Raw genomic sequence first — 13,376 nt, 5'->3', positions numbered from 1 at the left:
GGAGCCGCGGCCGGCGCCGGCGAGGCCGGCTGGACGGTGGCCGGCTTGCCCGAGGCGAGCGGCCGCCCCTGCAGGCTGCGGCGATTGCGGTTGCGACGGCGCTTCTTGCCCGGTTTTCCGGAATGGGGATGGTCGGCCTCTGCCGCAGGCGCCGCCGTCTTGTCGGTATTTGCGGAATGCGGCAGATCGACGGTCTGGGCCTGTCCCGAACGGCCGCGTCGCCGGCGCTTTCGCTTGCGAACCGGCTCATGCGCCTGGTTGGTGGCGGAACGTCCAGCCGGAGCCGACGTCGCCGCCTGCCCCTCGCCGGCCACGACGGCGGCGCCCGAAACCTTCGGCGCATTCGTCTTGGCCTTGCCGCGCCGGAGGGTTGCCTCCCCGCTGCGGCTTTCTGCCGACGCCCCCTCGCTTGACGGCCTGAGGCCGCGATCGGGGTCTGTCACTTATCTATTCCGTTGCGCCGCGCAAGGCCGACTGCGGCATGCCGCTGGCGCCATATTCGATTTTCGTTGGCGCGATAATATCAGCGGGTCCGGTTTTAGCCAAACTGTTTTTCCGTCGAAATCCGGCGCGCAACCGGGCCTACGGGCGCGTCTTCGCGGTAGCGGAATTTTTTCCGATTTTTTTGAGAACAGGTATTTGCAAGCCGTCGGCTTTTGTTTATAAGCCCGCCTCACCGACGGATCGCACACTCACGCGGTCCACTGCTGGGGAATAGTTCAACGGTAGAACGACGGACTCTGACTCCGTTAATCTTGGTTCGAATCCAGGTTCCCCAGCCAATTCTCGCTAAATCCCCTTAATTCCTTGATTTTCCAGTCGTGCCGGATATCGTTTTGGCATCATTGGCGACCTGATGCCCGTCGAGCGACGGCGTCTTCCGGCGCGTAACGCCATTATCTCTTTTTTTCTTGCCAAAAGGACAAGGACCCCTTTCGTTACCACGTGACGGCCCTACGTCAGGGCGCCCCATCGTGGAAGAGAGGCTCTTGCAATGTCGGTAAAGAAGGTAGCCATCGTCACTGCGGGCGGCAGCGGCATGGGTGCGGAAAGCGCCCGGCGTCTGGCGGCGGACGGGTTCAACGTCGCGATCCTCTCCTCGTCCGGAAAGGGCGAGGCGCTCGCCGAAGAGCTGGGCGGCATCGGGATCACCGGCTCCAACCAGTCGAATGACGATCTCAAACGTTTCGTGGACACGACCGTCGAGAAATGGGGGCGGGTCGACGTGCTGGTGAACAGCGCCGGCCACGGGCCGCGCAAGCCGCTGCTCGACCTGACCGACGAAGACTGGCATACGGGCATGGATATCTATTTCCTCAACGCCGTACGCCCGACACGCCTCGTCACGCCGATCATGCAGAAGCAGAAATCCGGGGTCATCATCAACATATCGACCGCCTGGGCCTTCGAGCCGTCGTCGATGTTCCCCACCTCCGCCGTCGCCCGCGCCGGCCTCGCCGCCTTCACCAAGATCTTCGCGGACACCTACGCGGCCGACAATATCCGCATGAACAACGTCCTGCCCGGCTGGATCGACAGCCTGCCCGCCACCGAGGAACGCCGCTCGGCCGTGCCGATGAAACGCTACGGCACCAGCGCTGAGATCGCGGCGACCGTCGCTTTCCTTGCCTCCGATGGCGCCGCCTACATCACCGGGCAGAATATCCGTGTCGACGGCGGCTTGACCCGATCGGTATGACGGCCTGACGAAACCTGCGATCCGGAGCCGCTTCGACGACGGATCGTGGCTACCTTCATGGCCTTTGTCGAAGAGTCTGCGAAGACTTCGCGCATTTTTGCAACGCCTGTCGGCAATCGGCAAATCCTTGCATTTTTCCATTTGCGCGGCGGCATCGACAATTGCAATGTTCAGCGAAAGACGTGACAGCAACGGAATCCTGAAAAGAATGTCTGCAGATGCAATCGTGCTCGGCGCCGGTATCGTCGGCGTTTCCACCGCCATCCATCTCGCCCGCCGCGGCCGCTCTGTGGTGCTTGTCGACCGGCGGGGTGCCGGCGAGGAAACCTCGTTCGGCAATGCGGGTCTGATCCAGCGCGAGGGTATCGTGCCCTACGGCTTCCCGCAGGAAGTCGGCATGCTGGTGCGCTACAGCCTCAACAACCGGATCGACGCGCATTACCATCCGACGGCCATGCCGAAGCTGGTGCCGTTCCTGTCGCGCTACTGGTGGCATTCGAACGAGGTGCGCCATCAGGCGATCGCCAACGCCTACGCGCCGCTCATCGAAAATTCGGTCTCGGAACATGCCGACCTGATCAAGGCGGCGGGTGCCGAGCGCCTGATTCGCAAGGACGGCTGGATGGAAGCCTTCCGCACCAGGGCGGCGATGGACAAGGAAGTCGCCGAGGCCGAGCGGCTGGCGAAGGTCGCGGCCATCAACTTCACGGCGCTGTCGGCGGACGACCTCGCCCGCGTGGAGCCGCACCTGTCGGGCAAGTTCGTCGGCGCGCTGAAATGGAACGACCCCTGGTCGGTGACCGACCCGCACGGGCTGACCATGGCCTATCTCGCTTATTTCGAAAGCCTCGGCGGCAAGTTCATCAGGGGTGACGCCACGACGCTGAAACCCGCCGCCAACGGCAAGGGCTGGCAGGTGAAGACCGTCGACGGAACTGTGGAGGGCAAGGATGTCGTGCTGGCGCTCGGCCCCTGGTCGGAGGACGTGACCCGCACGCTCGGCTACAGCTTCATCGTCGGCGTCAAGCGCGGCTACCACATGCATTACGCGCCGGCGGGCAATGCCGTCCTCAACAACTGGACCATGGACAAGGAGCGCGGCTATTTCCTCGCGCCGATGGACAAGGGCATCCGTCTGACCACGGGTGCGGAATTCGCCGACCGCGACGCGCCGAAATCGCCGGTGCAGGTCGAGCGCGCCGAAAAGGTGGCGCGCACGATCTTCCCGCTCGGCGAACGGCTCGATCCGGAACCGTGGATGGGGGCGCGGCCCTGCACGCCGGACATGATGCCGATCATCGGCAAGGCGCCGCGCCACGACGGCCTCTGGTTCGCCTTCGGGCACGCCCATCACGGGCTCACCCTCGGCCCGGTCACCGGACGGCTGATCGCCGAGGCCGTCACCGGCGAGAAGCCGTTCCTCGACATGAGCGCCTGGCGTCCGGAACGGTTCAAGCCATAACGTAATCTGCCGCCCTGCCGCGCACCTCGCGGCGGGGCTGGCAAATGCGGCAATTTCGTGATAGCGGTGTCTTCGGTCGAAAGACCAAGTTTCCGCGCGGTCGCGGAAACCGCCGGGCCGATCCTTGTCTTCGCACCTTCCGATGCATCCCGGCGGGAGACTGTAGAGGCTGAGGCATGTTTCGCTTTCTGAACTACCACGGAGATTTCGGCGACCGTTAGCGTCGTTCGATACCGTTTGCGCGTGCGTTTTTCCGCATGCGCGGGTCAGATCGTTGAAACCACTGCCGGTGCCTTATGGATATTGAAAGCCAAGCCAAAACCTTTTTCGAAGCAAACCCCGACATCGAAGTGCTGGAAGCCTTCGTCATCGACGTCAACGGCGTTCCGCGGGGCAAGTGGATCCCGCGCGAACGCGCCCTCGACGTCCTGACCAAGGGCATGGCCATGCCGCGCTCGGTCTATGCGCTCGATGTCTGGGGACGCGACGTCAATGCCGCGGGGCTCGCAGAGGGCACCGGCGATCCCGACGGGCTCTGTTTTCCGGTTCCCGGCACGCTGTCGCGCGTCACCTGGCTGTCGCGGCCGACGGCGCAGGTGCTGCTCGAGATGCGCAATCCGGACGGCAGCGGCTTCTACGCCAATCCGCGCAACGTGCTGGCAAGCGTCGTCGAGCGCTACCGCAAGCTCGGGTTGACTCCGGTCGTCGCCACCGAACTCGAATTCTACCTCATCGATCCGGTGCGCTCGGCGCTCGATCCGGTGCGCCCGCCGAACACCCGCGAAGGCCGCTGGCATACCGGCCAGACGCAGGTGCTTTCGATCGCCGAACTGCAGGATTTCGAAGAGGTCTTCCACGCGATCTCCACCGCGGCACGCGCGCAGAAGGTGCCGGCCGACACGACGCTGCGCGAAAACGGCCCCGGCCAGTACGAGATCAACCTGAACCACGTGCCGGATGCGCTCGCGGCCGCCGACTACGCAGTGCTGCTGAAACGCATCGTCAAGGGCGTCGCCCGCTGCCACGATCTCGACGCCACCTTTATGGCGAAGCCCTACGGCATGCAGGCCGGCAGCGGCATGCATGTGCATTTCTCGGTGCTCGACGAGACCGGTGCCAACATCTACGCCGGTGAAGACGGGCCGTCGGAGGCGCTCTTCCATTCGGTCGGCGGGCTTCTGGAATCCATGGGCGAAAGCATGGCGGTCTTCGCGCCCCACCAGAATTCCTACCGTCGGCTGCGGCCGTCGGAGCATGCACCGACCTATGCCTCCTGGGGCTTCGACAACCGCTCGGCGGCGGTGCGCGTCATCACCGCGAGCCGACCCGCGACCCGCATCGAGCATCGCGTCGCCGGCGCCGATACGAACCCTTATCTCGTCGTCGCGATGATCCTGAGCGCCGCGCTCGCGGGCATGAGGGAGAAGACGCAGCCGGGCGGCGCGATCAGCGGCGACGAGCACGCGATCAACCACGAGCCGCTCCCGACCAACTGGGACCAGTCGCTGCAGCGTTTTTCGAAGTCGAGCTTCGCCTATGCGGCCCTCGGCCCGAAGTATCGCGGGCTCTACACCGCCTGCAAGCAACAGGAAATCTCGGAATTCTCGCTCCGCGTCACCGACGTGGAATACGACGCCTATATCCGGACCGTTTGAGAGGAACAGGACGATGCAGACTTCCCCGAACAATCCCGGCCACGCCAATTCCTGGTATGCGGCAACGGCCAACGACAAGCGCGTCCGTCCCGAACTCGAAGGCGAGACGGAGGCCGATGTCTGCGTGATCGGCGCCGGCTTCACCGGCATTTCCGCCGCGCTGGAACTCGCCGAGAACGGCTTCTCGGTGGTGGTGCTCGAAGGCGAGCGCATCGGCTTCGGTGCCTCCGGCCGCAACGGCGGCCAGATCGTCAACGGCTACAGCCGTGACCTCGACGTGATCGCCAGGCGCTACGGCCAAGAGAAGGCCGTGAAGCTCGGCGAGATGTCGCTCGAGGGTGGCGAGATCATCCGCCGCCGCGTCGCGACATACGGCATTCGCTGCGATCTCGTCGACGGCGGTTTCTTCGCCGCCTTCACTGACAAGCAGGTCAAGGAGATGGCGCATGTGAAGGCGAACTGGGAAAAGCACGGGCATACCGGGCTCGAGATGGTCTCGAAATCCGAGGTCGGCCGCTACGTCAAGACGGACCGCTATGTCGGCGGCATGATCGATCGTCTCGGCGGCCACATCCATCCCCTGAACCTGGTGCTCGGCGAGGCCGCCGCCGCCGAAGGGCTGGGCGTGCGGATCTTCGAGAAGTCGCGGGTCACCGGGCTCGACATGGGGGCGAGCCCCGTCGTGAAGACGGCCAGGGGCCGGGTGAAGGCGAGATACGTGCTCGTCTGCGGCAACGCCTATCTCGGCTCGATGCTGCCGAAGATCACCGACCGGATGATGCCGGTCTCCTCGCAGGTCATGGCGACGGAACCGCTCGACGCGAAGCTGATCGAGGACCTGCTTCCGGCCAACTACTGCGTCGAGGATGCCAACTACGTGCTCGACTACTATCGCCGCACCGCCGACAACCGGCTGCTCTACGGCGGCGGCATCGGATATGGCGGGCATGACCCCGCGAACCTCACGGGCGTCATCCGCCCGAACATGCTGAAGACCTTCCCGCAGCTCAAGGGTGCCCGGATCGACTTCGCCTGGAGCGGCAATTTCGCGCTGACGCTCACGCGCATTCCGCATATCGGACGGCTTTCGGAGAACGTTTATTTCTCCCACGGCGATTCCGGCCACGGGGTCACGACGACCCATCTGCTCGGCAAGATCCTCGGCGAAGCAGTCCGCGGACATGCCGGTCGCTTCGACGTCTGGGCCTCGCTGCCGGCGCTTCCCTTCCCCGGCGGCAGGACCTTCCGCGTGCCGCTCACCGTTCTCGGCGCGTGGTGGTACGGCCTGCGCGACAAGCTCGGCGTCTGAGCGAAAGCCCGTCGACAACGAGCCGGATGCCGTCGCGCCGGCGCCAGCCGGCGTGACGATTGTGTGGCAACTTGCGCCCAATCGGATTTCGTTTGGGAGAAGAGCGGTGGAGCAACGGAAAACGGGTGGCTGCCTTTGCGGCGGCGTCACCTACGACGTTCGGGGAGAATTGCGACCGGTGGTCGCCTGCCATTGCCACCAGTGCAGGAAAACGTCCGGCCACTATGTTGCAGCGACGCAAGCCGCGCGGGCCGACGTGACGATCAGAGGTGACACCCTCCGGTGGTTCCGGTCTTCCGACACGGCGGAACGCGGCTTCTGCGGTAACTGCGGCAGCAACCTGTTCTGGCGGCGGCACGACAATCCCTACATCTCGATCTGGGCCGGGACGATCGACGGACAGACCGGCCTCAGGATGGAGAGCCAGATTCACACGGAATCCGCCGGCGACTATTATGACCTGCCGCACGTGCCGGTGATCGACCAGTCGGAATTGTCCTGACCTCCATCGCGAGGCAGGCCGTGGGCGGCCTTCAGCGGCTCGCAGCTGGCGAAAGCCCGCTGACCGCCATGTCCACGATCTCCCAGATGCCGCGATCGATATCGACTGTTACGACCCCCGGCTCGCCGGTCGGCACTTCGAGCGTGGCAAGCTGGCTGTCGAGGAGAGAGGTCGGCATGAAATGGCCGGTGCGCGACCCCATCCGCTCGCTCAGCAGTTCGCGCGTTCCTTCGAGGTAAACGAAGGAGAGGCTGCCGCCGGTCGCAGTCCGGAGCCGGTCGCGATAGACCTTCTTCAGCGCCGAGCAGGAGACGACGATCCCCTCGCCGCGGCCCAATGCGTCGGCCATCGCCCGGCCGATGATTTCGAGCCACGGCCAGCGGTCTTCGTCATTCAGGGGTTCGCCGCGTGACATCTTCTCGACATTCGATTCCGGATGCAGGACGTCCCCTTCGATGAAGGGCAGGCCGAGGCGTTCTGCGATCGCAGCACCGACGGACGACTTGCCGCAGCCGCAGACCCCCATCACGATAATCGCTCCCGGCGTTGCCGTCTTCGTCCGCTCCACCTGTCCGCTCCTGCCGTACTCGTTGCGACGAAGCGGAAGATAGTGATCGGCGCGTCCAAGTCCACCCGCGGTGAACGTGATCTACGGTCAACCCGCAAGCATCTCGGCGGCGATCTTTTCGGCCATCATGATGACCGGCGCGTTGGTGTTGCCGCCGATCAGCGTCGGCATCACCGAGGCGTCGACCACGCGAAGCCCCTCGACGCCACGGACCCTGAGTGCCGGGCCGACGACGGCGCGGTCGTCGGACCCCATGCGGCAGGTGCCAACGGGATGGTAGATCGTGTCGGCGCGAGCGCGAATGCGCCCGGTGAGTGCTGCATCCGATCCGCCGGCCTCGGCGTAGAGCTCGCGCTTGCGGTAGCCGGCGAGCGCGCCCGCCTCCATGATGTCGCGCATCACTTTCGTGCCGGCGAGCACGCCCGCCATGTCGCGCGGATCGGAGAGAAAGGCGGGGTCGATGCGGGGAGCGGAAAGTGGATCGGCGCTCTTCAACGTCACGGTCCCGCGCGAATGCGGCCTGAGCAGACAGACATGGCACGAATAGCCGTAGCCCATGTGCAGCCGGCGGGCGTGATCGTCGACCATGGCGACGACGAAATGGAGCTGGATGTCCGGGCGGTCGAGCGCCGGGTCGGTTTTCAGGAAGGCGCCCGACTCCGCGAAGGTCGAGCGCAGGTGCCCGGTGCCCTCGCGCCGCCACTCCCGCGACGATCGGGCGATGTCGGCGGCGCCGTGGAGGCCGATGCCGATCATGTCGCGGTCGCGCGAACGGTAGATCATGGTGAAATCGAGGTGGTCCTGCAGGTTGCGCCCGACCTCCGGACTGTCGGCGACGACCGCAATGCCGTGGCGGCGTAGGTCGTCCGCGGGGCCGATGCCCGAAAGCATCAGGAGTTGCGGCGACTGCAGTGCACCGCAGGCGACGATCACCTCGCGCCCCGCACGGGCGACCAGTTCGCGGCGGCCGACCCGGTAGGCGACGGCAGATGCGCGGCCGTGCTCGAAAAGCACGCGGCTTGCCCGCGCACCGGTGACGATCGTCAGGTTCGGCCGGTCGAGATGGTCGGCCAGGTAGGCGGCTGAGGCCGAGCAGCGTTCGCCCTTGCGCGGCCCGTGCCAGAACTGCGTCGCCTGGTAGAGGCCGATCCCCTCCTGGTCCGGACCGTTGAAATCGTCGTTGCGGCGAAAACCCCGCTCCTCGCCGGCGGCGATGAAGGCCTGGTTCACCGGCCGCGCCCAGTCGGCATCGCTCACCTGCAGCGGCCCGCCGGCGCCGTGGAGCGGACCGGCGCCGCGGATATTGTCCTCCGCCTTGAGGAACCAGGGCAGCACCTCGGAAAAGGACCAGCCGGTGCACCCGGCCGCCGCCCAGTCGTCGTAGTCGCCGGCATGGCCGCGAACATAGAGCATCGCATTGATGAGGCTCGACCCGCCGAGACCGCGTCCGCGCGGCTGGTAGCCGCGCCTGCCGTTCAAGCCTGCCTGCGGCTCGGTCTCGAAGGCCCAGTTGGCAAAGGGCAACCGCCCCGGCACGACGGCGGCCGCACCCGACGGCACACGCAGCAGCAGTTCGCGCCCCATGCCGCCCGCCTCCAATAGACAGACCTTGACGTCCGGATCCTCGCTCAATCTCGCAGCCAGAACCGCACCCGCCGAGCCGCCGCCGGCGATCACATAGTCGAACATGGTCCCCTCCCAAGGCCCCGGCGGTGCAACACTCCACGGCGTCGCTTTTCCGTTTACGTATACGTAAACCGACAACGGCGGCCGCTCAAGAGGGCACGTTCGCTCACCCCACGATTTCAGAGGGACAGGGCAAACGAAAACCCCGCCGACCTTTCGGTCCGCGGGGTTCGATGAAAAAGGCTGCTGTCGCGATCAGGCCGCCGGGGCGGAGACCGTCTTTGCCGGCGCTTCGGGCAGGCCGAGCAGGAAGTTGATGTGCGGCCGCGCCTTGACCAGGTCCTCGATCGTGTATTCCGTCAAGACCTCGAAGAAAGCGCCGAGCGCGCGGCGCAGGGCTGCGTTCAGCCCGCAGCTGTCGACGAGCGGGCAATCGATCTCGCCGTCATCCTCGAAACATTCGGCCATCGCGAAACTGTCTTCGGTGACCTTCACCACGTCGAACAGGGTGATCTTGTCGGCCGGACGGCCGAGCCGTACGCCGCCATTGCGGCCGCGAACGGTCTCCACCAGACCCGCCTTGTTCAGCGGCTGCAGGATCTTGAACAGGAACAGTTCCGAAACGCCGTAAGCCTTGGCGATCTCCGGGATGCGGCTCAGACGGTCCTTGTTCGCCGCGCAGTACATCAGCATGCGCACGGCATAATTGGTCTGCTTCGTCAAACGCATGCATGACTCCTCGTGCTTGGGTTGACCTCTATATAGTGCCTTTTCTACTTTTGAACAATTCCAAAATAGTCAAGTTCACATTTCCCCACCGCCACTGCGACGAAGAGTCCGTTGACACCCTTCCGCATTCATGACTATTACGCTCAAGAATATGCAACACCAGACAGGAAGGGACACCTTCATGACGTTTTCACGGATGCTGCGTGCGGGTCTTCTCGCTTCGGCGACATTTCTCGCAGCGGGCGAGATGGCGCTGGCCGACGGCGAGGTCAACATCTACTCCTATCGCCAGCCGGAACTCATCCAGCCGCTGATCGATGCCTTCACCAAGGAAACCGGCATCGAGGCGAACGTCCTGTTCCTCGACAAGGGTCTCGTCGAGCGCATCAGCGCCGAAGGCGTCAACTCTCCGGCCGACGTGATCCTGACGGTCGACATCGGCCGCCTGGTCGAGGCGAAGGCCGGCGGCGTCACCCAGCCGCTCGCAGACGAGGCGATCAACAAGCAGATCCCCGCCCAGTACCGCGATCCGGCGGGCGACTGGTTCGGCCTCACCACCCGTGGCCGCGTCGTCTATGCCTCGAAGGAGCGCGTAAAGGACGAAGCCATCACCTACGAAGAGCTCGCCGATCCCAAGTGGAAGGGCAAGATCTGCATGCGTGACGGCCAGCACTCCTACAATATCGGGCTCTTCGCCTCCATGGTCGCCCACCACGGCGAGGAATACACCGAGAAGTGGCTGCGCGGTGTGAAGGAGAACCTCGCCCGCAAGCCCGACGGCAACGACCGCAGCCAGGCCAAGGCGATCATGTCCGGCGAATGCGACATCGCGCTCGGCAACACCTATTACGTCGGCCTGATGATCACCAACGACAAGGAGCCGGAAGAGAAGGAATGGGCGGCCGCCATCAAGGTCCTCTTCCCGAATGCCGCCGACCGAGGCACCCATGTCAACATCTCCGGCATGGCACTTGCGAAATACGCGCCGAACAAGGACAACGCCGTGAAGTTCATGGAATTCCTCGCCTCGCAGGAAGCGCAGGAAATCTATGCCGAACAGGTCTTCGAATATCCGGTCATGCCGGGCGCCAAGGTTTCCGAGGTCGTCGCCTCCTTCGGCGAGATCAAGCCGGACACGCTGCCACTCGCCGACGTCGCCGCGAACCGCAAGAAGGCCTCCGAGCTGGTCGACAAGGTCGGCCTCAACGACGGCCCGTCTATGTAATCGGCGAACGCCTCACTCATGAAACACGAACGGGCCCCGCGAGGGCCCGTTTGCTTTGCGACCGCCCCCTCGACCGGCAAAGGCCGAGGGGTAGGGCAATCGTCTCACTTCATCGTCGGGATGGAGAATTCGGCGCCGTCCTTGATGCCGGACGGCCAACGCGAGGTCACCGTCTTGGTGCGGGTCCAGAACCTGATCGAGTCCGTGCCGTGCTGGTTCAGGTCGCCGAAAGAGGAAGCCTTCCAGCCACCGAAAGAGTGGTAGGCGAGCGGAACCGGGATCGGAACGTTGACGCCGACCATGCCGATGTTGATGCGGCTTGCGAAGTCGCGGGCGGCATCGCCGTCACGGGTGAAGATCGCGACGCCGTTGCCGTATTCGTGCTTCATCGGCAGGGAGAGCGCATCTTCATAGTTCTTGGCGCGGACAACCGAGAGAACCGGTCCGAAGATCTCGGTCTTGTAGATGTCCATGTCCGGGGTGACGTTGTCGAACAGGCAGCCGCCGACGAAATTGCCGTTCTCGTAGCCCTGCAGCTTGAAATCGCGGCCGTCGACGACGAGCTTCGCACCCTGTTCCACACCGCGGTTGATGAGACCGAGGACACGCTCGCGTGCCTCCTTGGTGACGAGCGGGCCCATATCGGCCTTTTCGTCGGTGTAGGGGCCGATGCGCAGTGACTCGACCATCGGGGTGAGCTTGTCGATCAGGCGGTTGGCGGTTTCCTCGCCGACCGGAACCGCGACCGAGATCGCCATGCAGCGCTCGCCGGCCGAACCGTAGCCGGCGCCGATCAGGGCGTTGGCGGCCTGGTCGAGGTCGGCATCGGGCATGATGACCATGTGGTTCTTGGCACCGCCGAAGCACTGGGCGCGCTTGCCGTTCATCGCGGCCGTGCCGTAGACGTAACGGGCGATCGGGGTCGAGCCGACGAAGGAGACGGCGCCGATTTCCGGGTGGGTCAGGATGCCGTCGACGGCTTCCTTGTCGCCGTTGACGACGTTCAGCACACCGGCGGGCAGCCCGGCTTCAATCATCAGTTCGGCAAGGCGCATCGGCACGGACGGGTCCCGCTCGGAGGGCTTCAGGATGAAGGCGTTGCCGCAGGCGATGGCAGGCGCGAACATCCACATCGGGATCATCGCGGGGAAGTTGAACGGCGTAATGCCGGCGCCGATACCGACCGGCTGGCGGATCGAGTACATGTCGATGTTCGGGCCGGCGCCTTCGGTGAACTCGCTCTTGGAAAGATGCGGAATGCCGATCACGAATTCGCAGACTTCGAGGCCGCGGACGACGTCGCCCTTGGCGTCCTCGATGGTCTTGCCGTGCTCACGCGACAGCATCTCGGCAAGCTCGTCCATGTTGTCGTTCAGGAGCTGGACGAACTTCATGAACACGCGGGCGCGGCGCTGCGGGTTGGTGGCAGCCCATTTCGGCTGCGCGGCCTTGGCGGACTGGACCGCGGCGTTCAGTTCGGCGGCGCTTGCAAGCGCCACCTGCGCCTGCACTTCGCCGGTCGCAGGATTGTAGACGGGGGCGGTGCGGCCGCTGGTGCCGGCGACGCGCTTGCCGTCGATGAAATGCCCGATCTCATACATGGATGTGCCTCCTCAGGTTTTTCGCTGAAACCACCATCCCACTTTAATTTGCACAACACAACGCGATGATATACGCATCTGTTGTGCAGAAATTGATGCTTCCTCGAGGCTCGTCATGAACTGGGATGACGTTCGCATCTTCCTTGCGGTGGCGCGAGCCGGCCAGATCCTTGCCGCGTCAAGACGGCTCGGCGTCAATCATGCGACGCTGTCGCGACGTCTGACCGCGCTGGAAGAGGCGCTGCAGACCCGGCTCTTCGTCCGGCGGACCAACGGCTGCGAGCTGACCGCCGAAGGCGAAGGCTTTCTCGTCTCCGCCGAACGCATCGAAACCGAGATGCTTGCTGCGCAGGCCCGGCTCGGGCGAACCGATACGGCGGTCGCCGGAACGGTCCGGATCGGCGCCCCGGACGGGTTCGGCGTCGCCTTCCTCGCGCCCCGGCTGGGGCGGCTCATCGATCGCCATCCGCAGCTCAAGATCCAGCTCGTACCCGTGCCGCGGGCCTTCTCGCTGTCGAGCCGGGAGGCCGATATCGCGATCACCGTCGAGCGCCCGGAGACCGGCCGGCTCGTTTCCTCCAAGCTCACGGAATATACCCTCGGCCTCTATGCCTCCCGCGACTATCTCGCGGAGACAGGCGGACCGGCGAACGTCGAGGCGCTGAAGGAACACAGCCTGATCGGCTACGTGGAGGATCTCATCTACTCGGCCTCGCTGAACTATACCGGCGAAATCTCGCGCAACTGGGATTCCGCCTTCGAGATCTCGAGCGCGATCGGGCAGACCGAGGCGGTGCGCTCCGGCGCCGGCATCGGCATCCTGCACACCTATATCGCCCGCCAGTATCCCGAGCTCTGCCGGGTGCTGCCGGAGGTGGCGATCCGGCGCGCCTACTGGACGATCTTCCACGAAAGCGCCCGCGATCTGACGCGCGTGCGCACGGTCGTGCAATACCTGCAGGAGCTGGTGAACGAGGAACGGAAAATCTTCCTCTGACGC

11 protein-coding genes, 1 tRNA gene and 1 pseudogene are annotated in these 13,376 nt (G+C 64.8%); 8 read left to right on the top strand and 5 right to left on the bottom strand.

Annotated features, from left to right (window positions below; all coding sequences use genetic code 11):
- Positions 1–443 (bottom strand): annotated as a pseudogene (locus EUU22_RS20040) (Ppx/GppA phosphatase family protein); the annotation flags it as partial.
- Between the two features lie 265 nt (positions 444–708).
- Here EUU22_RS20040 and EUU22_RS20035 point away from each other — a divergent pair.
- The 6 genes from EUU22_RS20035 to EUU22_RS20010 all read left to right on the top strand — a co-directional run bounded on the left by EUU22_RS20035 (position 709) and on the right by EUU22_RS20010 (position 6,627).
- A tRNA-Gln gene (locus tag EUU22_RS20035) sits at positions 709–782 on the top strand.
- 212 nt (positions 783–994) lie between these two features.
- Complete coding sequence (locus EUU22_RS20030) at positions 995–1,699, top strand: SDR family oxidoreductase (RefSeq protein WP_129333726.1); 705 nt, start codon at positions 995–997, stop codon at positions 1,697–1,699.
- A gap of 208 nt (positions 1,700–1,907) precedes the next feature.
- The gene (locus EUU22_RS20025) at positions 1,908–3,161 is read left to right on the top strand and encodes an NAD(P)/FAD-dependent oxidoreductase (protein ID WP_129333725.1); all 1,254 of its coding nucleotides are present in this window, start codon (positions 1,908–1,910) and stop codon (positions 3,159–3,161) included.
- A 296-nt stretch (positions 3,162–3,457) separates the two neighbouring features.
- The gene (locus EUU22_RS20020) at positions 3,458–4,816 is read left to right on the top strand and encodes a glutamine synthetase family protein (RefSeq protein WP_129333724.1); all 1,359 of its coding nucleotides are present in this window, start codon (positions 3,458–3,460) and stop codon (positions 4,814–4,816) included.
- Between the two features lie 13 nt (positions 4,817–4,829).
- Positions 4,830–6,125 (top strand): NAD(P)/FAD-dependent oxidoreductase, encoded by a 1,296-nt coding sequence (locus EUU22_RS20015; RefSeq protein WP_129333723.1) that lies wholly within the window; start codon positions 4,830–4,832, stop codon positions 6,123–6,125.
- Between the two features lie 106 nt (positions 6,126–6,231).
- On the top strand, positions 6,232–6,627 hold the full coding sequence (locus EUU22_RS20010) for a GFA family protein (protein ID WP_129333722.1): 396 nt from the start codon (positions 6,232–6,234) through the stop codon (positions 6,625–6,627).
- Between the two features lie 31 nt (positions 6,628–6,658).
- Here the strand turns inward: EUU22_RS20010 and EUU22_RS20005 are convergent, their stop codons facing one another.
- From EUU22_RS20005 to rirA, 3 genes are all read right to left on the bottom strand, one after another.
- Entirely contained in the window at positions 6,659–7,153 is a 495-nt protein-coding gene (locus tag EUU22_RS20005; protein ID WP_129333774.1) for a gluconokinase, read from the bottom strand.
- Positions 7,154–7,282: 129 nt separating this feature from the next.
- Positions 7,283–8,884, bottom strand: coding sequence for a GMC family oxidoreductase (locus EUU22_RS20000; RefSeq protein WP_129333721.1), 1,602 nt, complete (start codon positions 8,882–8,884; stop codon positions 7,283–7,285).
- 192 nt (positions 8,885–9,076) lie between these two features.
- Positions 9,077–9,550, bottom strand: coding sequence for an iron-responsive transcriptional regulator RirA (gene rirA, locus EUU22_RS19995; RefSeq protein WP_129333720.1), 474 nt, complete (start codon positions 9,548–9,550; stop codon positions 9,077–9,079).
- A 196-nt stretch (positions 9,551–9,746) separates the two neighbouring features.
- On the opposite strand from rirA, the gene EUU22_RS19990 reads away from it, so the two are divergent.
- Entirely contained in the window at positions 9,747–10,775 is a 1,029-nt protein-coding gene (locus EUU22_RS19990; RefSeq protein ID WP_245485176.1) for a Fe(3+) ABC transporter substrate-binding protein, read from the top strand.
- Between the two features lie 104 nt (positions 10,776–10,879).
- On the opposite strand, the gene EUU22_RS19985 is transcribed toward EUU22_RS19990, so the two are convergent.
- Complete coding sequence (locus EUU22_RS19985) at positions 10,880–12,376, bottom strand: CoA-acylating methylmalonate-semialdehyde dehydrogenase (protein WP_129333718.1); 1,497 nt, start codon at positions 12,374–12,376, stop codon at positions 10,880–10,882.
- A 115-nt stretch (positions 12,377–12,491) separates the two neighbouring features.
- Between EUU22_RS19985 and EUU22_RS19980 the strand changes: the two genes are divergently transcribed.
- A complete protein-coding gene (locus EUU22_RS19980; protein ID WP_129333717.1) occupies positions 12,492–13,373 on the top strand; it encodes a LysR family transcriptional regulator in 882 nt (293 codons plus the stop codon).
- The last annotated feature ends 3 nt before the right edge of the window (positions 13,374–13,376 follow it).

Origin of the sequence: Ciceribacter ferrooxidans, assembly GCF_004137355.1 — a bacterium.
Lineage (GTDB): Bacteria > Pseudomonadota > Alphaproteobacteria > Rhizobiales > Rhizobiaceae > Allorhizobium > Allorhizobium ferrooxidans.
The sequence above is the reverse complement of the archived record's forward strand: the minus strand, read 5'-3'. Positions and strand labels throughout refer to the sequence as shown.

What these genes read in the sequence shown, in the direction of transcription:
- EUU22_RS20000 (WP_129333721.1), bottom strand. Translation starts at nt 8,884, where the DNA reads ATGTTCGACTATGTGATCGCCGGCGGCGGCTCGGCGGGTGCGGTTCTG.
- EUU22_RS20015 (WP_129333723.1), top strand. Translation starts at nt 4,830, where the DNA reads ATGCAGACTTCCCCGAACAATCCCGGCCACGCCAATTCCTGGTATGCG.
- EUU22_RS19980 (WP_129333717.1), top strand. Translation starts at nt 12,492, where the DNA reads ATGAACTGGGATGACGTTCGCATCTTCCTTGCGGTGGCGCGAGCCGGC.
- EUU22_RS20005 (WP_129333774.1), bottom strand. Translation starts at nt 7,153, where the DNA reads ATGGGGGTCTGCGGCTGCGGCAAGTCGTCCGTCGGTGCTGCGATCGCA.
- EUU22_RS20025 (WP_129333725.1), top strand. Translation starts at nt 1,908, where the DNA reads ATGTCTGCAGATGCAATCGTGCTCGGCGCCGGTATCGTCGGCGTTTCC.
- rirA (WP_129333720.1), bottom strand. Translation starts at nt 9,550, where the DNA reads ATGCGTTTGACGAAGCAGACCAATTATGCCGTGCGCATGCTGATGTAC.
- EUU22_RS20030 (WP_129333726.1), top strand. Translation starts at nt 995, where the DNA reads ATGTCGGTAAAGAAGGTAGCCATCGTCACTGCGGGCGGCAGCGGCATG.
- EUU22_RS19990 (WP_245485176.1), top strand. Translation starts at nt 9,747, where the DNA reads ATGCTGCGTGCGGGTCTTCTCGCTTCGGCGACATTTCTCGCAGCGGGC.
- EUU22_RS20020 (WP_129333724.1), top strand. Translation starts at nt 3,458, where the DNA reads ATGGATATTGAAAGCCAAGCCAAAACCTTTTTCGAAGCAAACCCCGAC.
- EUU22_RS19985 (WP_129333718.1), bottom strand. Translation starts at nt 12,376, where the DNA reads ATGTATGAGATCGGGCATTTCATCGACGGCAAGCGCGTCGCCGGCACC.